This window comes from Aquisalinus luteolus (genome assembly GCF_009712425.2).
GTDB lineage: Bacteria > Pseudomonadota > Alphaproteobacteria > Caulobacterales > Parvularculaceae > Aquisalinus > Aquisalinus luteolus.
Genome location: NZ_VCJR02000001.1, coordinates 345695 through 365597 on the forward strand (window position 1 = coordinate 345695; position 19903 = coordinate 365597).

Consider the following 19903-nt stretch of genomic DNA (forward strand, 5'->3'; position numbering starts at 1 on the left):
TTCTCGGTTAACCCCGCCGATGCGCGCTGCGATAGGTCTTCAGCAGCGTATCCGTGTCGACCTGTGTGTAGCGCTGGGTGGCGGCGAGCGAAGAGTGGCCGAGCAGTTCCTGCAGCGCGCGCAAATCGGCGCCTTCGCCTAGCAAATGTGTCGCAAAGGAGTGGCGCAGGGCGTGGGGCGTGACGGTCGCCGGCAGGCCGAGACCGCGGCGCAGCGTCGCCGTCAGTTCCTGTGCCATGCGCGGCGTCATCGCGCGGCCGGTCTTGGACCAGAACAGCGGCGGCACTTGCCCGTCCCAGCGCGCGATGAAGTGTCGGGCAGTCTGGTCGGCCAGCACAGCCTTGCGATAGGTCGCAATCGCCTGTTTCACCTGAGGCAGCACAGGGAGCATGCGCGACTTCGAGCCCTTGCCGGTCACGGTCAGGCTGTTGCCCATGTCGCCCTCGGCCCAGGTCAGGTCCAGCGCCTCGGACACGCGCAGGCCCATGCCATAGAGCAGGGTCAGCATTGCGACGTCGCGGGCATTTTCCCAGCCCTTTTCCGGATCGGCGGCGCTGCCGATCATCGCGTCCATATCGGGCCGTGTCAGCGGCTTGGGCAGGCGCGGCGGCAGCTTGGGCGAGCGCAACGCGGCGAGCGCGGGATTGGTCATGCCCGTCTCCTTGCGCAGGAAGCGATAGAACGACTTGATCGCCGAAAGGTCGAGCCGCAGCGTCTGCGCTGTCAGCCCTTCGCCCTTGCGCAGGGCGAGAAAAGCGCGGAAGTCGCGTGTCTCCAGCGCACCGAAAGTGGTCCCGGTGATTGCCTCGCCCAGATGGCCGGACAGGAAATCCGAAAACAGGTCCAGCGTGTGCAGATAGTTGCGCGCCGTGCGCGGGCTCATCCGCCGCTCGGTATCTAGCCAGCGGGCATAATCGGCGCGGAGGATGGCAAAGGGGCGGGCACTGCTCATGAAGTTATCAGACCAGCTTGTGGTTAACCCGTCATTAAGCCTTTCCATCAGGCCTTCTAGACGGCCCAATTGACCCGATGTGGCCGCATCAATATAGGATAGCCGTTTGATTTCAGCGGCAGGGGCCTCGCTTGGACGGGCAAGATCACAGCAGGACAGAGAAAAAAGGATGGCGGCGCCTGTGGCCATTCCTCGCCTGGCTCTGCGTGTTCTATACGACGTGGCTGATTGTCGTCAGCGGCTTCGGCTTCTGGGACGAGGTCCTCAGCCACTGGCCGATTTCGCTCGCCATGATGGCCGGGTCTTATTTTGCCGGGTCTACGCCCATGGGCGGCGGCACGGTCGGTTTTCCGGTCCTCGTCTTGCTGTTCGACCAGCCTGCGTCGCTGGGGCGCAATTTCGGCCTCGCAATCCAGTCCGTCGGCATGATCTCGGCGACCATCTATATCCTGTCGTCGCGCACGCCCATCGACCTGCGCCTGCTGCGCCCGGCGCTTATCGGCACGCTTATCGGCACGCCGCTGGGCGCGGCGCTGATTGCGCCTTATGCCCCTGACCTGACGGTCAAGCTGATCTTCGCTGTCGTTTGGGCTGGGTTCGGTGTCATCCATTTCCTGAAACTGCGCGCGATCCTGAAGCCGGACGGCACGCGCGACCCCCATGGCAAACTGGATACCCCCATCGGCCTCGCCATCGGCGTGACCGGCGGGGTTGTCGCCTCGCTGACCGGGGTCGGCATCGACATGATGATCTATGCCGTGCTGGTGCTGTTCTATCGCGAGGACCTGAAGATCGCGATCCCGACCTCGGTCATCCTCATGGCGGTCACCTCGGTCATCGGAATCCTGTCCAATATCATCCTGTCACGGATCAATCCCGGCCTGTATTATCTCTCGCCGGAAGTGGCGTGGAATTTTCTCGCCGCCGCGCCGGTCGTGGCGCTGGGCGCGCCGCTTGGTGCCATCGTCGTCAACCGGTTACCGCGGGCACCGACGCTGTTGATCGTCTGCACGCTCTGCATCGTGCAATATGTCTGGACAGTGCTGAAGGAACAGGTCTCCCTACCAGTCTTCGCATTATCACTCGCCGGCATCGTGCTGATGAACGTCATCTTCCTGTGGCTGTTCAGGATGGGGGAAAAGAACACGCACCGATCACGGCGTGGGACTGGCGATGTTGCTTATGCAGGTCTTCGGGCGGGAGACGATAAGGAAAAAAGCGAATCCAAATCCGAAGGGTGATTACTCGCCTGATTACTGGCCCGGTTATTGGCCCAGCTTGGTCATCAAGTATTGGGCGTCCTTCATATAGGAGGCCGAAACCTGGTCGAGCGTGTCGAGCGCCTTGTCGAGCTTGCCGAGGATGCGGGCAACCTCTGCCGTATCGGCAAAGCCCTCGATCGGCGGCGGCAGGTCGATGCTGTCATCGGAGACACTGAGGCGGGTCGGGAAGACGGTATAGGTGCTGGTCGCGTTCAGGCTCGCAGTGATGCCTTCCGCTGTCGGGCCGAGCAGGGCTGAGGCTTCTTCCTCGGCCCCGGCGATCAGTCGTTCGATGGAGTTGCGCAGCTCGTCATATTGCTCGGCCAGAAGCGCACGGCCGGCGAGATCCTCGATCACATTGGCACGCAGCACCAGATGGCAGGCTTCGACGATCACATCGCGCAGCTGGTCGAGCAGGTAGAAAGAGGCTTCGATCGCGCGCAGCGTATGGCGCAGATCCTGGCTCTGGCGGGGGACAGGTTTCTCGGTGGATTTGAGCGGATTGTTCAGCGCCCGGGCGAGCGAACGCATGACATCTTCGGCTTCCTGTTCCGGTGTTTTCAGGGCTGCCGCACTGTCCTGGCGCTTTTTCCCGATCACGACATACTCCGCTATAAACGTGAGCCTTATTGATATCGCAACATTCGTTTAAGCGGCGTTAAGACGGGTGGGGGGCGAGCATACGCCGCATTGTCAACCACCAAACTGGATCAAATGATGAAAATCACTCAGCCGCAGGTGCCGGGCGGCGGAACAGCGAAGAGCGACCTTCCAGCAGCCAGCCGATGACGAACAACCCGCCGATCAGCGCCAGCCAGGCCCATGCGGGTGCGAGGGGGCGGGCGCTAACGGACTCCAGCCGTTCAGCATCGCGGTCGATGATGCCGGCCCAGCCGGAGTCGTCGCCACGCCCCGTTGCCGGGCGGCCTTCACGCACCTGACGGATAGATGGCACGCGCACGCTGCCTCCCTGACGAACGGCGTACTCACCGCCGCCACTTGCCTCGACCAACGGCGCCAGGAATTCATTCGTAGACAGGACGCGGGCATATTCAGGCGGGGCGGCAAGACCGAGGGCGGTGACGTCGAACAGGTTCCTGCCGTCCGATGTTTCCGTCGCCGCCGTATAGAGTCCAGGTTCAGCGTTTTCATAGATCGCCGACCACTCGCCGGGGCCGTCTTCTTCCAGCTCCAGCCTCACGCTTTCCTCGCTGGGCAAGCGCAGTGTGACGGGTTCGATGTTGTCTTCCATCGTGCGGCGCGTGATCGCGATGCGGCCATTCTCCGCATCGGCGGTGAGGACCACAGACTCTTCCTCCAGCTCCGGCTCCTTCATCAGCCAGTGGACCAGGCGTCTCAGCATCTCCCGGTGCGGGCCACCGCCATCGAAGGCTCTGGCCCACAACCAGACATGGTCGGAGAGCAACAGGCCGACCCGGCCTTCGCCGACCCGGTCGACGATCATCAGCGGCGCACCATCCGGCGTTTCCATCAGGCTGCGTCCGCCGCGCGGCGTCACGCCGATGACGCGCATCCAGCGGCCCCAGTCTCCTGCATCGTCCAAAGTGGCGGTGACCGGGTGGCGCTGCCCGTCATCGCTCAGCATAGGGATGAAAGGCTCGTTCTCGACCGCACCGTTGGGCAGGGCGGGCAGGATATAGGCAAGGTTGCGGCGGCCGGCGAGGGAGGATTCGCCGATAAACTCCGGGCCGGAAGCGATCAGCATCGCGCCGCCATTCTCCACATAGCGGGAGATATTGTCGAAATGCAGCGGGCTCATAACACCGCGATAAGTATAGCGGTCGAAGATCAGCACATCGAACTGGTCCAGTTTTTCCAGGAACAGCTCGTTCTCGGGGAAGCGGATCAGCGCGAGGTCCTCGACCGGCGCGACGCGAGGCTTGGTCGCAGGCTTCAGGATGGTGAAGTGGATCAGGTCGACAGCGGGGTCGGACTTCAGCAGATTGCGCCACACGCGCTCGCCGGCATGGGGCTCGCCTGAGACGAGCAGCACGCGCAGCCGGTCGCGGATGACGGAGATCTGGATGACGGCGCGGTTGTTGCGGGTCGTCAGCTCGCCATCGACGCTGTCCGCGGTCAGCTCGATCACCGTCTTGCCCGGGCGGGGCAGGGGGGCGGTCAGGGTCAGTTCCTCGCCGACCTGCACGGTGCGGCTGACGACTTCCTCGCCATTGACGCGCAGGTAGACATTGGCGAGCCGGCCATCGAAGCCATAGTCGGCAACCTTGAAGCGGATTTCCGCTTCCTCGTTGACGATGCCGAAGCGCGGTGCACTGAGAATTTCCACGACGCGGTCCTGTTCGTCCTCTCGTCCTGTCAGCATCAGGTGGACGGGCGCGGTGATGCCGAGACTCTGGGCGGTGGGAATTTCATCGGCGCTCTGGCCGTCGGTGACGACAAAGACGCCCGAGAGCTGGCCGCGCGGCACATCGGCAAGGCCGGAGGAGATCGCCTCACCAAGGCGCGTTTCCTGGCGGCCCTCCACGCTGACCTCACGCACTTCCATGTCGGGCAGATTGGCGAGTCGCTGGCGCAAGACTTCCACTGTCTCGCCGGTGACGATATTGCGGGCATCCAGCTCCTGGCTGGCGCTCACATCGGTGACGATCAGCGCGATATCGGGCAGGGGCGTCGTCGTTTCCTGCAACAGGCGCGGCTGGGCCAGCAGGACCAGCAATCCGGCCAGTGCAACGAGGCGGAACAGGCCCCCGACCGGCGAGCGGACGATCATGTATATCGCGATGAGGCCACTGACCGCCGCCAGCGCCCAGAACCAGGTAAGCGGGATCATGGGGGAGAAGACGAGACCGCTCATTGATCGGCCTCCTCTCCCAGTTGTTCCAGCAGGGCTTCGGCCTGTAGCTGGTCTACCTTGTAATTCCCGGTCAGGGCGACCATCGCCATGTTGATCCCGGCACGGAAGGCAAGTTCGCGCTGGCGATACCCGCCGGGACCCATCGGGCGCAACGGCCGCTGATACTGGTCGACCGCCCAGGCGGCGGCCCAGTCGCGCCCGCCGATGATGATCGGCGTGACCCCGTCATTGAGATTGCCGACGGCGCCCTGTGCCTCGACCCAGACCGGGCCCTGGTCGCTGCGCCCCGGCAGGTCGTCCATCAGATAGAAGGAGCGCCCGAGCACGTGCCCGCTCGGCATCGGTTCCAGAGGCGGCACGTTCATCAGCTCTAGGATATTGCGCAGGGCCAGCCCCTCGGGCGTTTGCGAATTGCCGATGACGCGTTCGCCGTCGCGCGTGTCGAACACGATCAACCCGCCATTGGCCATGAAGGCTTCGATGCGGGCGAGAACATCCTCGGCAGGCACAGGCGTTGTCGCCGTCACCGGCCAGTACAGCATCGGGTAGAGGGACAGGTCGTCCGTCGCCAGAGTGATCCCGACAGGGTCCGCCGGTTCCAGCGCTGTGCGGCGGGCAAGCTCGAAGGACAGGCCGCGCAGGCCGGCATCCGATAGCGTGTCGATTTCACGGTCGCCGGTGATGACATAGGCAAGGCGGGTGTTCAGCGCCGACTCGATTGCCTTGCGGTCGATGGGCGGGCGCTCCTGCGCCATTGCGTCTCCTGTCGGGGAGATGGTGATCGCGCAGGCAGCCAATATGATTGCTGCCGTGCCCGCTCTCTTGAGCCCCGGGATCAGCTTGTTCTGCAACAGCATCGTGTACAGCATTTCAGCGATGACGAGCAGGATCGCGGCGATGAAGAACCAGCGCGCAAGCGTCACCGGCTGGCGCTCCTGATAAAGCCGCGGGCGGGCATTGCCATAGGCGCCGATGGCAGCGAGCGGGCCGAGACTGGTCTGCGCCGTAACGGCATTGACCGCGAGCGGCGTATCGGGGCTGCCATAGAGGCCGGGCAGCATGTCAGCGCTGGCGCCTTCGCTTGCTTGCGCTGCGGTGATGGGCTCTGCCGTGTCTGCCGGGTCGGTCAGCGTGCCAAAGCCATCCAGCACCCGGTAAGGGGCGAAAGTCTGGTCCGGGTCGAGGCTTGCTGCCTCCGTCACTGACAGGGCCGTCAGACGGCGGAGCATTTCGACGAACAGGCCAGACACGGGCAGTTCAGACCAGCTCGGGCTCGCTGTGACATGGAACAGCACCAGCATGCCTTCGCCGCGCGGGCGGGCAGTGACCAGCGGCGTGCCATCGGCGAGATACGCCCAGCTGCGCTCTGCTGTGTCTGCGCCAGGGCGGGCGAGAATCTGGCGCCGCACGACGATCTCAGGGTCGATCTCCATATCGCCGAACGGACTGTCCTCGGCAAAGCCGCCAAGGCTCTGCGGTTCTTCCCATGTCAGGGCGCCACCGAATGCCCGGCCGCCGCCGCGCAGGGGCACGGGCAGCAATTCACTCTCCGCCGCGCGGCTCGCGTCCTGCGCGACATCGGCCAGCGTCGGCCCGGCAAAGCGGATCAGCACGCCGCCATCCTCGACCCACTGGCCCAGTGCCTCTGCGTCGCCGGGGCGCAGGCGGCCGATATCGTCGAGAAAGATCACGGTCGCGTCGGAGGCGGCCAGATCGCCGATCGTGCCATCGGTGAACAGCGCATAGGGCGCCAGCGCCTGTCGGATATAGAAGCTGCCATCGAGAAGGGTGCCGGATAGCTGCTCGCCGGACCCGGCAATACCGACGAGGGACCGGCGGGAGGAGGCATCAGCCAGTTGCACCGCCCCGGCGGAGCGCTCCCCGGCGATCCTGACCGCGCCGATCTCGTTGCGCAGGGTCAGCGGCAGGTCGATATCGGTGCGGGTGGTCGTTGCGCCTTCGGCCACGGTAAAGCTCGCCTGTTGCAGCAGACGGCCATCGCGGGCGCTAACGTTCAGTGTACCGCTCAAGTCGGCTTGCGCGGGTTCGGAAAGAGTGACCACCGCTTCCAGCCGGTCAGCGCGATAGGCGATGGAGGTCAACGCCTGCACGCCAGGTTGCACCGCGTCAAGCTGCTCGCGATAGATGCTGACGCGGCCAAGTTCGCCGAGCCTGTTGGCGAACTGGCGCTCCGGCAGATCGCTGCCGGTATAGACACCATCGGACAGCCAGCGAATATCGCCACTGCCGTCAAAACTTTGGGACAGCTCACGCAGCAGCGGGATTGTCTCACCGCGTTCCGGTGCCAGCGCGCGCGGACTGACGCTATCGGCATAACGCGACAAATCTTCCGGTGTCATCGGTCCACGGAGGGCTTCTTCCTGGCGGGAGGTTTCCAGCGGCGTTGTCGTCAGTACCCAGATCTGCCGGTCGGTGTCGGCAGTTTCCGCGGCTATGGCTGCGAGGGCGGTGCGGCGCAGCTGCCATGTGTCAGCGGCCGGCCAGCCATCATCGAGGACGACCAGTACCGGCCCTGTGCCGCCAGTTTCCTCCGGCGCATGCAGGCGCGGCCCGGCAAGGCCGATGATCAGCCCGGCCAGCGCCAGCATGCGTAACAGCAAAAGCGGCCATGGCGTGCGGCTCGGCGTCTCTTCCCTGTTGCGCAGCTGGCGCAGGAAGAACAGGCCGGGAAAGCGTGTGCGTTTGGGTGCCTGCGGCACGGCGCGCAACAGCAGCCACAGCACGGGCAGGACAGCGAGTGCGACCAGCACTAAAGGTGCAGCGAAACTCAGGGAGCCGATCATCTACACCACCTCCGGCATCAGCGCGCGATAAAGCGCGGCAAGCGCCGTCTGCGCCGGGTGGTCGGTGCGGTGGGTGGAGAACGTCCAGCCATAATGGGTACACAGGTCGGAAATCGTGCCGCGATGGGCCTTGTAAATCCGGGTATAGTCATTGGCGATGGCCCCGGCATTGCCGAACAGCAGCGGGCTCTCGCCGCCGCGTGTAGGCAGGAACTCCGTGCGGCCCGAGAAAGGGAAATCCTCCTCATTCGGATCGACGACCTGAATGAGGTGAGCACGGGCATGGTCGAGGGCGAGGCTCTTCAGCCGCTCTTCCAGCGCCTCGATCGGCGTATAGAAATCGCTGATCAGCACATAGCGCTTGTGGCCCGGCGTCTCGATCTGCGGCGGCAGGCCGTCATCGTCCTGCGGCATGCCGAGCAGTTTCTCCGCGAACAGTTCAGGCGCGCGGCGACCGATGAAGGGACGGCGGCCGGACCCGGCGAGGCCGATCCGTTCGCCGGCGCGGGCCAGCAGGGAGGCGAGGGCCGTCGCCAGTATCTGCGCGCGCCAGCGCTTGGTCGGGATCGCGTCCGAGGACGCATAGTCAAGGCTCGCCCCGGCATCGCACCAGATCCACAGCGTGGCGGCGACTTCCCATTCCTGCTGGCGCACATAGAGCCGGTCGGCGACGCGGGCGGACTGGCGCCAGTCGATCTGTGAATAGCTGTCGCCCTGCACGTAGGGCCGGTATTGCCAGAAGGTCTCGCCGGGCCCGGCGCGGCGGCGGCCATGTACCCCGGCGAGCACCGTCGCGGCCAGCTGCTCTGCCTCCAGCAGCAGCGGCGGCAGGGCACTGGCCAGCGTTTCGGCCTGGCCGCGCAGGTGGTGCAGTCTGTCCTGTGGGTTTGGGGCCATAAAGAGGGCCTAGACCTCCCGCTTGACCAGATCGGCAATGACCTTGTCGGTCGTCAGTCCCTCGGCGCGGGCACGGAAGGTCAGCGCCATGCGGTGACGCAGGACCGGCGCGGCGAGGGCAGCGAGGTCATCGAGGCTCGGCGCTTCGCGCTCGTCGATCAGGGCGCGGGCGCGCATGGCGAGCGACAGGGCCTGGGTCGCGCGCGGGCCGGGCCCCCAGGCGATGGTGTCGCCCATCTTGCCGGAGCCGTCGCCGGTCGGGCGGGCGGCGCGGACGAGGCGCAGGATCGCATCGACCAGCTTCTCGCCAATAGGCATCTTGCGGACCATGGCCTGTGCGGCGATCAGGTCGGCGGGGCCCATGACGGCGGTCAGTTCCTTCTTCACCGTGCCGGTGGTCGCAGCCAGCATCTGGCGCTCGGCGGCTTCGGACGGGTAATCGACATTGACCTGCAACAGGAAGCGGTCGAGCTGGGCTTCCGGCAGCGGATAAGTGCCTTCCTGCTCGATCGGGTTCTGGGTTGCCAGCACATGGAAGGGCTCTGGCAGGTCGCGGCGTTCGCCTGCGATTGTGACGTGATGCTCCTGCATCGCCTGCAGCAGTGCCGACTGGGTGCGCGGGCTGGCGCGGTTGATCTCGTCGGCCATCAGCAGCTGGCAGAAGATCGGCCCCTTTATGAAGCGGAAGGACCGCTCGCCGGTCTGGGATTCTTCCAGAACCTCTGCGCCAAGCACGTCGGCGGGCATGAGGTCGGGGGTGAACTGCACCCGCTTGTCGGCGAGGCCGGTAACCTTGGCCATGGAGGTGACGAGCAGGGTCTTGGCAAGGCCCGGCGCCCCGACCAGGAGCGCATGGCCGCCGGCGACGAGGGCGGTCAGAACCTCGTTGATCACGTCTTCTTGGCCGAAAATCACCTCGCCCAGCGATCCGCGCACGGTGCGCAGCTTGACGGAGAGTTGTTCGAATTCTTCCAGAATGTCGTCTGCCTGTCCGCCGTCAACTGCCATATGCTCGCCTTAGCTCCTGAAACTGTTGAGAAATCCCGTATTAGACTTGCGCCTGATCCGGGAGCACCGGTTTTCCCCCGTATGATGCAATTTGACAACGAAAAGTACCGTAAATGGACAGATCGTCATCTTGAGGGATTGAATATTAACCTCGTCTGGCCAAGATTATACAAAGAGTATTCGTATGGTGAGGGGCTAAATGGCTGACAGCGATAATAAACTGACCTTCTGGGGTTTCTTCAAGACGATCATCAAAGCGGTCATTGGCATCGCCCTGTTCCTGCAGGCGATGGTTTTCATTTTCATCATGATCATTTTCGTCGCCTTTATCGGTGGTGTTGCGACCCAGATGGGTGGCGGCGGCAACCAGCAGGGCCCGTCCCTGAAAGTGCCGGAAGGCGCAGCCCTCGTCCTGAACCCGGCTGGCGTGCTGGTCGAGCAGGCTGCCGCGATCGACCCGGTCGAACAGGCCCTGGCCGAGGCCTATGGCGCCGGTCAGCCGCCGGAAGTCGAGGTCCACGATATCATCCGCGTCATTCGCGCCGCGAAGGACGACAGCCGTATCAAGGCCATGGTCCTCGACCTCGGCCAGCTCTACGTGCCTTCCTATGCCGCTTCCAAGTTGCATGACATCGCTGCCGAGATCGACGCCTTCAAGGAGAGCGGCAAAACGGTCGTGGCAGTCGGCGACTATTACAGCCAAGAGCAATACCTGCTTGCCTCCCATGCCGATCACATCATGCTGCACGACTATGGCAGCTTGCTGATCTATGGCTATGGCAGCTATGGCACCTACCTGAAATCGCTGTTCGAGCGGTTCAACGTCACCAATCACGAGTTCCGCGTCGGTACCTACAAGTCCGCGCTGGAGCCCTATACCCGCGATGACATGTCTGAGCCCGCGAAGGAAGCCAACCGCGCCTATCTCAGCGTACTGTGGCGTGAATATACCAGCGGTATCGAAGCTGCCCGCGGCCTGCCTGCCGGTACGATCGCCAGCTATGCCGACGATGCGGTCGAGATCATCGATGCTGCCGATGGCGACCTCGCCATGGCCGCCGTGAATGTCGGCCTCGTCGATGAGCTGCGTGACCGCGAAGGCCAGAAGCAATACCTGATCGACCTTGTCGGCAAGGATCGCGAAGGCAAGAGCTTCAAGGGTGTCGGGTTCCGCACCTATCTCGTCTCTGCTGCTGCGCCGGAGAACACATCTGCGCCGGATATTGCCGTCGTAACAGCCGCCGGCACTATCGTCGACGGTGACCTGCCGTTTGGTGTCGCTGCCGGTGACACGATCGCCCGTTACCTGAAACAGGCGCGCGAAGACGAGAACGTCAAGGCCGTCGTCCTGCGTGTCGACAGCCCGGGCGGTTCTGCCTTTGCCTCTGAAGTGATGCGGACCGAAGTGCTTGCGCTACAGGAAGCCGGCAAGCCTGTCGTCGTCTCCATGGGCTCGCTCGCCGCGTCCGGTGGCTACTGGATCTCCGCCAATGCGGACGAGATCTGGGCCGCACCGACGACGATCACCGGTTCCATCGGTATCTTCGGCTTCGTCCAGACCTTCGAGAACACGGTCGGCGAATATGGTGTCTACACGGATGGTGTCGGCACGACCGACCTGTCGCCGATCATCGCTGCGGGCATCGGGCCGTTGCCGGAAGAGTTCGGCGCGATCATGCAGCGTTCGACCGAAAACGGTTATGACCGCTTCCTCAATGTCGTTTCCACCGGTCGTGACCTGACCAAGGAGGAAGTCGATGCCATTGGCCAGGGCCGCGTCTGGATCGGCGAGACGGCACTGGATATCGGTCTGGTCGACAATCTGGGCTCGCTCGACGATGCCGTTGCTTCCGCTGCCGCACTTGCCGGTATCGAAGGCGATTATGATCTCGTCGAGATGCATGAGAGCAAGTCGCGCTTCGAGAAGTTCCTTGAAAATCTCGCCGCCGAAAGCAAGGCCCTGTTCAACGGCCAGGCCTATGACGACACTGAAATGTTCGGCAGCTATCTTGCCGATTACCAGCAGCCTGCACTGAAGCAGATGATCCAGAAGGTCGCTGACGAGGCTCGTTATTACGAGGCTTACAATGATCCGAACAATCTCTACGTTCGTTGTCTGGAGTGCGAACTCTAGCGTCTGCTGACGAAATCGGAAATCATGTCGGGGCCGGGATGGACAAAACCATTTCCGGCCCCAGTTCTATTATATGACTGACTTGCTCGCACTCGCCGCTTCCATGTCCGACCTGCAGGGCGATGGCCCGCTGCCGCCGGTCGAGAAGTGGAACCCGGACCATTGCGGTGAGATCGATATCACGATCCGCCGCGACGGCGTCTGGGTGCATGAAGGCTCGCCCATCGGCCGCCCCAAACTCGTCCGGCTGTTCTCAACCGTGCTGAAGCGCGAAGGTGATGACTATTTCCTCGTCACGCCGGTGGAAAAGTTGCAGCTGGCGGTGGAGGATGTGCCCTTCCTTGCCGTCGGCATGGAGGTAGAAGGGGAAGGCGAGGACCGGACCCTCCGTTTCCGGACCAATGTCGGCGACGAAGTTGTCGCCGGGCCAGATCATCCGATCACCTTTCGCCGCGATGTACAGGAAAGGACTGAGGAGGGGGCTCTCGTACCATACGTCGAGGTGCGAAGCGGACTGCAGGCGCGGCTGACGCGCACGCTCTATTATGATTTTGTCACGCTCCTGCAGGGCGATCCGCCTTTCCTGCGCAGCGCGGGTGCTGTATTCCCTTATGAGGAAAGCGATTCCCGGAAGCCCTGACATGACGCTCACACCTTCTTCGCCACGAAGGCCATCAACCAAGCGGCAGCAGCCCGCGCCCCGGCCCGGCCATTGGCGCACGCAGCTGGCCGCAGGCATGGCCGAGGAAGTGGCGCGCGAGGACCGGATGTTGTTCCAGGAACTCAATCCCCATCTGGAATTCCCGCCGATCCTGAAGGAAAAGCCGAAGACATTTCGCGAGGCCGCGGTGCTGATCCCGATCATCGACAGGCCGGAAGCGCCGACAGTGCTGTTCACCCTGCGCTCATCGGATCTTCCCTCCCATGCCGGGCAGATTTCCTTTCCCGGCGGACGGGTAGAGGAGGCGGACGAGAACATGGTCGCGACCGCGCTGCGCGAGACCCATGAGGAAGTCGGCATCCCGCCCCACCGGGTCGAGGTCGTCGGCGAGATGGGCGTCCATTTCGGCGGGCAGGGCTATGCCGTCACGCCTGTTGTCGGCATCATTCATCCGTCTACGTCCTTCATGCCTTGTCCTGACGAGGTCCATGATTTGTTCGAGGTGCCGCTCGACCACCTCGCCGACGAGGCGAACCACATCATCGAGCAGCGCAGATTCGGTGATATAGACTATTCAATGTTCGCCGTGCCCTATCAGGACTGGCACATCTGGGGACTGACTGCCGGCATCGTGCACACGCTGATGCGGGTGATGAAGGCCTGATTTGTCCCTGCCGTCTCTCATATCCCTGCCAGAGAAGGCCACCGCATCTTTTTCCTGGGTTGCACACAAGCCCCTGCAAGAGATTCTGAAGGCGCTCGACGCGGCAGGTGGGGCACCGATGTTCGTCGGCGGGTGTGTGCGCGACAGTCTCTACGGCATGCCACCTGATTTCGACGATCCCGACGCCCGCAACGATATCGACATCGCTACGGTGCTGACGCCGGATCAAACGGTGAAAGCGCTGAAGGCCGCTGGCACAAAGGCTGTGCCGACGGGCATCGAGCACGGCACGATCACGGGCGTCAACAAGGGCATGGTCGCCGAGATAACCACCCTTCGGGCCGATATCACCACCGATGGCCGCCATGCCGAGGTGGAGTTCACTACCGACTGGGATCAGGACTGGCGCCGCCGCGACTTCACCATCAACGCGATGTACCTGACGCCGAATTTGCAGCTCTATGACCCCGCTGGCGGTCTCGACGCGCTGGAGCGCAAGGCGGTGTACTTCATCGGCGAGGCGGAAGAACGCATCAGGGAAGATTACCTCCGTATCCTGCGCTTTTACCGCTTCTCTGCCCGCTATGCCGATGAACTGGATGAGACCGGCTCCGCCGCTTGTCGCGCCCTGCGCGAAGGGCTGGACATGATTTCCAAGGAACGTATCGGGCAGGAGATGATGAAGATCCTCTCCGGGCCACGACGCGGCTTCATCCTGCCCGCCATGGAGGCCGATGGCATCCTCGAGCGCGTCTGGCCGCATCCGGCGGATATCAATGTCGTCTCGGGCCTTACCGAAATGCCTGAGGCGGTCGCGGCGGAAGTGATGCTGGCCGGGCTGTGGCCATCCGCCGACCCCGGGGGTATCGGCGCGGCACTACGCCTGTCCAATGCCCAGAATGCAAGGCGACGCGACGCGCTGGAAGCGGCCTCAGCCTTCACCGACCTGGCGCCAGACGAGCGACAGGCCCGCGTGCTCGTCTATCATTTCGGCGCCCGCGCCTTCCGCGACGGGGCGCTCATTGCCATGGCCCGCTTTGGTGAGGCAGCAGAGGCCGACTATGACAATTGGCATGCAGCGCTGGCGCTGGCCGATAACTGGCATGTGCCGGATTTGCCGATCGCCGCGCAGCAGCTGATCGATGATGGTCTGGAGCCAGGCCCCGATCTCGGTGCAGCCCTGAAGCGAGCCGAGGCGCTATGGATCGAGCGCGATTTCCCGGTTGACGACATGTCGCTTGCGGCGATCAGGCAGAAAGCCGTTCAGCAGGCGGACGATTAATCCTCATCCACGGGCAGCGGCCGCATATCCGGCGCACGGGTCAGCAGCTTTCCGAGGGAAAACGTCATCATCCCGGCAATCGCCCGCCATGACATGATGCGCTGTTCCTGCAGCTCCTTTCGTGCCGCCCAGGCATCCTGCGCCTCGAAGAACGCATCCATCATGCCGCGCCAATACGCCCCGGCGACGCCCAGTGGCACGGCGCGGGCAAGGAAGAACAGGTTCGCCAGCACATGGATGGGAAACATCAGCCAGATCAACGGTGAGGGCATGCAGCGTATGAAGGTCCAGATACGGTTGCGGGTGCCGTGATAGACGGTGAAGGCGCTGCGCCGCCCGGTGATGCCCGAGCCTTCATGCAGGATCGTCGCGTCATGCACCAGCACGGCGCGTTCATCCATCAGCCGGGCCCTGAAGCCGAAATCGACATCTTCATTGTAACAGAAAAAGCTTTCCGCGAACCCGCCCAGCTTTCTGAACAACGCAGCGTCATAGAGGCTCGCTGCAGCACAGGGTGCGAAAATCTCCTCGTCCTGCATAGGGATCAGCGCCGTAGACGCACCATAGCCGCCGCGATAGGCGATGCCGCTGGCGTGATAGACATCGCCGAGGCCGTCGAGCCGGTCGCGGTCAGCCATATCGATCTGCACCGAACCGAACAGCTTCACCCCCGGGTGCCGCTCCGTCGCCGCCACCAGGCGTTCCAGCCAGTCCGGGCGCACCATGGTGTCGGGGTTGAGCAGGGCGAGCCATTTGCCCTTCGCCGCCTGCGCCGCACGGTTCATACCCCCGGCAAAGCCGAGATTTTCCCCTGTCTTGATCACCGTTGCATTGTCCGGCAGGCTCTGCGCCGCCACCGAGCCGTCTTCAGAGCCATTATCGAGCAGGATGATCTCAAAGTCCCTGAAGGTCTGCGACGACAGGGCCGCAAGGCACCGCGAGAGCCGCTGCGCACCGGTATTGTAGCTGACGATCAGCACCGAAACGGCGGGGCCTGCGCTGCTGCGATCAACTGTCTGTGATGATGGGTAAGGCTCTGACATTACACCGGTTTCGCTTCAATCGCACTGTGCATAACGGTTGCAGGGACCCTTTGTCTGCGACAGACTATGCCCCGAAACAAGCCAAAAAGACGACCCATAGGAAGGAAGACCCACATGCAAGGCCTGATGATGGACACCCCCCTGTTGATTTCGGGGATTTTGAAGCATGCCGTGCGCACCTTCGCCGACCAGGAAATCGTGACCAGCCTCGTCGAAGGCGGCAAGCACCGATATACCTACAAACAGGCCGAAGAGCGCATCTGCCAGCTCGCCCATGCGCTGCAGAAAATGGGCGTGAAAATGGGCGACCGGGTCGGCGTCATCGGCTGGAATACCCATCGCCAGCTTGAGCTTTATTACGCGATCAGCTCAATCGGCGCTGTCTGTCACACCATCAATCCGCGCCTCGGGCCGGAAAATGCCGGTTTCGTCATCAACCATGCCGGCGACAAGTTCATGTTCTACGACATCACCTTCGCGCCGCTGGTCGAGGCGCTGGGACCGCACCTGAAAACGGTCGAGAAGTATGTCGTGATGACCGACAAGGACCATGCGCCGGAATCGAAACTGAACCCTGAAACCTATGAAGAGCTCATCGCGGGTGAGGAGAAGACATTCGACTGGCCGCTGTTCGACGAGAACACGGCGAGCGGCATGTGCTATACCTCCGGCACGACGGGCCAGCCCAAGGGCGTTCTTTATTCCCATCGTTCCACGGTAATCCAGACCTTCGTCACCTCGCTCGCGACCTCCTTCGGCGCAGACCATACCGACACCATCCTGCCGGTCGTGCCGATGTTCCACGTCAACGCCTGGAACGTGCCCTATTCGGCGCTGATGGGCGGGGCGAAACTGGTCCTGCCTGGGCCGGGCATGGATGGCGAGAGCCTGCATACGTTGATCGAGGAAGAGGGGGTGACCTATTCCCTCGGTGTGCCGACGATCTGGCTCGGCCTGCTCGGCTATGTCAATGCCGCAGGCAAGACGTTCAGTACCATGAAATACACCCTCGTCGGCGGCGCAGCCTTGTCGGAGAAGATCGTCAAGGGCTACGAGGCCCATGGCGTACGCGTGCGCCAAGGCTGGGGCATGACGGAAATGTCGCCAACCGGCACCGTCAATTTCGAGGAAAAAGGCTTCTACGACCAGCCGCAGGAAGAGCGCCTCCCGAAACAGCTCAAGCAGGGCAAGGCGCTGCCATTCGTGGAAATGCGGCTCGTCTCCGATGAAGGCAGGATCCTGCCCCATGACGGCGAGACGTCAGGCCACCTTCAGGTGCGTGGTCCATCGATCCTGTCGGCCTATTACAATTACGAGGGCGACACGCTGACGCCGGACGGCTGGTTCGACACGGGCGACGTCGCCGTCATCGATCCGGAAGGCATGATGTCGATCACCGACCGGGCCAAGGACGTGATAAAGTCTGGTGGCGAATGGATCTCCACTATCGATATCGAGAATGCGGCACTCTCGCACCCTGAGGTCGTCAACGCTGCCGTGATCGGCATCGCTCATCCTAAATGGGACGAGCGCCCGCTGCTGATCTGTCAGCCCGCGCCTGACACCACGCCGGATGCGGAGGAAGTGCGCCAGTTTGTCTGCAAGCAGGTGCCGAAAATCTCCTGCCCGGATGCTGTGGAATTCGTGAAGGAAATCCCCATTGGCGCGACCGGCAAGGTGCTGAAGACCAGGCTGCGCGAGATGTTCAAGGATTACGTGCTGCCGGAATTCCGGGAAGGTGGCTCTGCGCCAGCAGAAACCTCCAGCTCCAATGATGCAAAGGAGCTGGAGATGACGCGCAAAACCAATACCAAGCCTGGGTCTACTCGTCCTCAGTCTGGTCCGTTTTCTTTCTTCCGCCGAAAATAGCATCGAGGGCCCGCTCTTTCAGCTGGTCCTCGACTGACTTTTCCTCTTCTTCAGGCGCGAGGTTTGCTTCCTCGTCGGTCACGCAATCGGCGGGATCCTCAGCGGTGCATTCCTCGGCGTCCGTCGCCGGCTGTGCGGCGCCGGGCCGGGTGATTCCGAGGGCTTTTTCCAGTTCGGACCGGGCGCGGTTCTGCAGCGCGTCCTGAACGCTCTCGCCTTCACCAACGGCGACGCCGTTCTTGTTCAGCAGGTTCTTGATCCGGCCCGAGGCGACTTCCTGCAGCAGCACCTGCGTATTGAAGCCGACGGTCGGCTCGTTGAACGTGCCGCCGATCATCAGCGGCAGGTTCAGCTGCCGCCCTGTCTCGTCCTGCAGGCTCTGGAACACGGTCGGGACGAAAGCCATGTCGATCGTCTGGGTCGGCAAGTTCACCGTGCCATCGCCGGAGATCATGTAGAGCGGTCCGCGCAGCATGATGTTCTGGGAGCTGACGACACCGTTGGAAATCGAGAAGGGCGATTGCAGCTCATTGAACTGCGTCTCCGAACTTGGGCCACGAGCTTCGGACACGGCGGTGACCAGCACTTGCGGGTTGAAGCTGAACTGGCCGTTCTCTGCCGACAGGCCGGAGATTAGGGTCGAGGCAGTCTGGATGATCTTGCCGAGGTCGATACCCTCCATCGCGCCTTTGTCGAGCGCAATGGTACCCTGACCGTTCAGAGCACTGATCATGGCGGCGACATTGTTGCCGCCGGTCGAGAGGTTCGCCTGCACGCCGCCAATGCCGGTCAGGCGGTTCAGGCCCATGACGTCGCGGGCAAAGCTCTGGGCGTTCAGGCCCTTCAGGTCGAGCACGCTTTCGACGCGTGGCGTATTGCCGGCGGCATTGACCATGACTGACGCACTGCCGCCGCCATCATAGAGATTGACCTCGTTGAGATTGGCGTTGAGCACGCCATTATTGATGCGCAGGCCCAGCTGGCTGCGGCCGAACTTCATCGTCGGCAGGGTGATACCCTCCGTCGTCGCCGTGATGTCGGCATTGACGGCATTCAGTGCCGAGAAATCGATCGGCGTCGTCGGCCAGGCCGGGAAGCCGGCATCCTTGTCCTCGCGGTTGGCCTTCTGCGCTTCGGTTTCAGGCGGCAGGTAAGGCGTCAGGTCCATCTGCGAGAGGGCGATATCACCCGTCACGGTCGGCTTGGCACCACCCCAGGCAAAGTCGAGATCGCCATTGCCTGTGATCTGATCAAACGTGATATCGGCATTGGAGAAGGACAGGCGTTCATCCGTGCCCGCCACATCGCCACTGACCTTTAGCCGGTCGAAGCCCTGGTCGACATCGATCCCCATACCCAGCGTCGCCAGTAGGCTCTTCAGGGACGGCGCATCGATATCCAGCTGCCCGTCATAAGACAGCTCGCCGCCGGCAAGATTGATATCGGCATCGACGACATTGTCCTCAACGGAAAAGTCGAGGCCGATCACCGTCGCGGCATTGTTCATCAGGCTCCGCGGTGTGGTGATGGTCGCGTCCAGCGTCGCAGGGCGGCCCTGGAAGGTCATCGTGCCGTCTGCGGACAGTGCCTCGTCCAGGGAAGCCAGCTCGATCTCGATATTGGCGTCGCGTGCCTCGAAGGTCTGGTCGCTGGCCCGGTCGCGATAGACGATTACGCCGTCGATGATGCGCACATCGCCGAGGCGGATATCCTTTAGCGGCCCTTCGTCATCTGACGTTGTTTCTTCCTCGGCAGGGGTTGCTTCATCTTCCGCGCCAAGCGCCCAGTTGACCTCGCCATCGGCGCGGCGCTCGAGATAGATTTCCGGCTCGGTCAGTACGAAGCGGTCGATCTCGACATTACCGGAGAACAGCGGGAACAGCTTCACGCCGATATCGGCACTGCCGACGGAGACGAAATATTCATCGGTCATGCCTTCGGCATTGGCGATGGTAAGATTGTCGACCGTAAAGGCCGGGTTGGGGAACAGCGCCGCCTTCGGCACTTCGCCGATTGTGACCTCGCGGCCCAGCATGTTGCTCGCCTCGCGCTCCAGCCTGTCCTTGTAGGCCGAGGCAGGAATGAACATCGGCGCGACCAGCAGGCCGATCACGATGAGAACGATGAGGGCGCCGAGCCCGGCGAGAATCTTGCGCATTGTCTGTTCCTCTCAAATCCGCCTGATGTCTTCCATCTAGGGCGCAACTGTGCCGCTATTGTGACAGCAAACGCGCCGCCTCAGAAACGCTATTTACTTACGCTTACGGCTGGCGCCGCGTACCTGTTCCGCAGCGGCCATGATTTCCTCAGCGATTTCGATGGCATCGTCAGGCTCGAAGTCCATCGGCAGGTCGATAGTGCTGGAGGATATATAGAGCCGGACCATGCCCTGGTCAGTCGCGCCGATCTGCAGGTCGGCTTCATCATCGCTTTGCTTGTTGATACCCATCTGGAAATTCCTTTTTGTCTGCGGGGGTATTTAGCACTTCGG

The 19903-nt window shown here is 62.8% G+C and carries 15 protein-coding genes; 6 read left to right on the plus strand and 9 right to left on the minus strand.

Translation table 11 applies throughout. The features are described 5' to 3' along the window. Positions 1-7 precede the first annotated feature (7 nt). A complete protein-coding gene (locus FF098_RS01485; RefSeq protein ID WP_166426268.1) occupies positions 8-952 on the minus strand; it encodes a tyrosine-type recombinase/integrase in 945 nt (314 codons plus the stop codon). Between the two features lie 131 nt (positions 953-1083). On the opposite strand from FF098_RS01485, the gene FF098_RS01490 reads away from it, so the two are divergent. Continuing rightward, on the plus strand, positions 1084-2193 hold the full coding sequence (locus FF098_RS01490; RefSeq protein ID WP_155136360.1) for a sulfite exporter TauE/SafE family protein: 1110 nt from the start codon (positions 1084-1086) through the stop codon (positions 2191-2193). Between the two features lie 24 nt (positions 2194-2217). Here the strand turns inward: FF098_RS01490 and FF098_RS01495 are convergent, their stop codons facing one another. From FF098_RS01495 to FF098_RS01515, 5 genes are all read right to left on the minus strand, one after another. Then, complete coding sequence (locus FF098_RS01495; protein WP_155136363.1) at positions 2218-2814, minus strand: hypothetical protein; 597 nt, start codon at positions 2812-2814, stop codon at positions 2218-2220. Between the two features lie 124 nt (positions 2815-2938). Continuing rightward, positions 2939-5050, minus strand: a complete 2112-nt coding sequence (locus FF098_RS01500; protein ID WP_155136366.1) for a hypothetical protein — start codon at positions 5048-5050, stop codon at positions 2939-2941. Beyond that, positions 5047-7854, minus strand: coding sequence for a DUF4159 domain-containing protein (locus tag FF098_RS01505; protein ID WP_155136369.1), 2808 nt, complete (start codon positions 7852-7854; stop codon positions 5047-5049). The genes FF098_RS01500 and FF098_RS01505 overlap by 4 nt, the downstream gene beginning before the upstream one ends. After that, on the minus strand, positions 7855-8751 hold the full coding sequence (locus FF098_RS01510) for a DUF58 domain-containing protein (protein WP_155136373.1): 897 nt from the start codon (positions 8749-8751) through the stop codon (positions 7855-7857). A 9-nt stretch (positions 8752-8760) separates the two neighbouring features. Next, positions 8761-9759 (minus strand): AAA family ATPase, encoded by a 999-nt coding sequence (locus FF098_RS01515; RefSeq protein ID WP_155136375.1) that lies wholly within the window; start codon positions 9757-9759, stop codon positions 8761-8763. Positions 9760-9958: 199 nt separating this feature from the next. Between FF098_RS01515 and sppA the strand changes: the two genes are divergently transcribed. The 4 genes from sppA (at position 9959) to FF098_RS01535 (ending at position 14500) form a co-directional block, all read left to right on the plus strand. Continuing rightward, positions 9959-11893, plus strand: a complete 1935-nt coding sequence (gene sppA, locus FF098_RS01520; RefSeq protein WP_155136377.1) for a signal peptide peptidase SppA — start codon at positions 9959-9961, stop codon at positions 11891-11893. Between the two features lie 73 nt (positions 11894-11966). Next, positions 11967-12533 carry a DUF1285 domain-containing protein gene (locus FF098_RS01525; RefSeq protein ID WP_155136380.1) on the plus strand — a complete coding sequence of 189 codons (567 nt, stop codon included), beginning with the start codon at positions 11967-11969 and terminating at the stop codon, positions 12531-12533. Between the two features lies 1 nt (position 12534). Then, positions 12535-13218, plus strand: coding sequence for a CoA pyrophosphatase (locus FF098_RS01530; protein ID WP_166426269.1), 684 nt, complete (start codon positions 12535-12537; stop codon positions 13216-13218). 118 nt (positions 13219-13336) lie between these two features. Next, on the plus strand, positions 13337-14500 hold the full coding sequence (locus FF098_RS01535; RefSeq protein ID WP_155136386.1) for a CCA tRNA nucleotidyltransferase: 1164 nt from the start codon (positions 13337-13339) through the stop codon (positions 14498-14500). On the opposite strand, the gene FF098_RS01540 is transcribed toward FF098_RS01535, so the two are convergent. After that, entirely contained in the window at positions 14497-15543 is a 1047-nt protein-coding gene (locus FF098_RS01540; protein WP_155136389.1) for a glycosyltransferase family 2 protein, read from the minus strand. The genes FF098_RS01535 and FF098_RS01540 overlap by 4 nt on opposite strands. Positions 15544-15669: 126 nt before the next feature. On the opposite strand from FF098_RS01540, the gene FF098_RS01545 reads away from it, so the two are divergent. Then, positions 15670-17412, plus strand: a complete 1743-nt coding sequence (locus tag FF098_RS01545) for a long-chain fatty acid--CoA ligase (RefSeq protein ID WP_235925576.1) — start codon at positions 15670-15672, stop codon at positions 17410-17412. On the opposite strand, the gene FF098_RS01550 is transcribed toward FF098_RS01545, so the two are convergent. Both FF098_RS01550 and FF098_RS01555 read right to left on the minus strand, forming a co-directional pair. Beyond that, entirely contained in the window at positions 17366-19570 is a 2205-nt protein-coding gene (locus FF098_RS01550; RefSeq protein WP_155136395.1) for an AsmA family protein, read from the minus strand. The genes FF098_RS01545 and FF098_RS01550 overlap by 47 nt on opposite strands. 93 nt (positions 19571-19663) lie before the next feature. Then, positions 19664-19861 carry a DUF6324 family protein gene (locus FF098_RS01555; RefSeq protein WP_155136398.1) on the minus strand — a complete coding sequence of 66 codons (198 nt, stop codon included), beginning with the start codon at positions 19859-19861 and terminating at the stop codon, positions 19664-19666. Between the last annotated feature and the right edge of the window lie 42 nt (positions 19862-19903).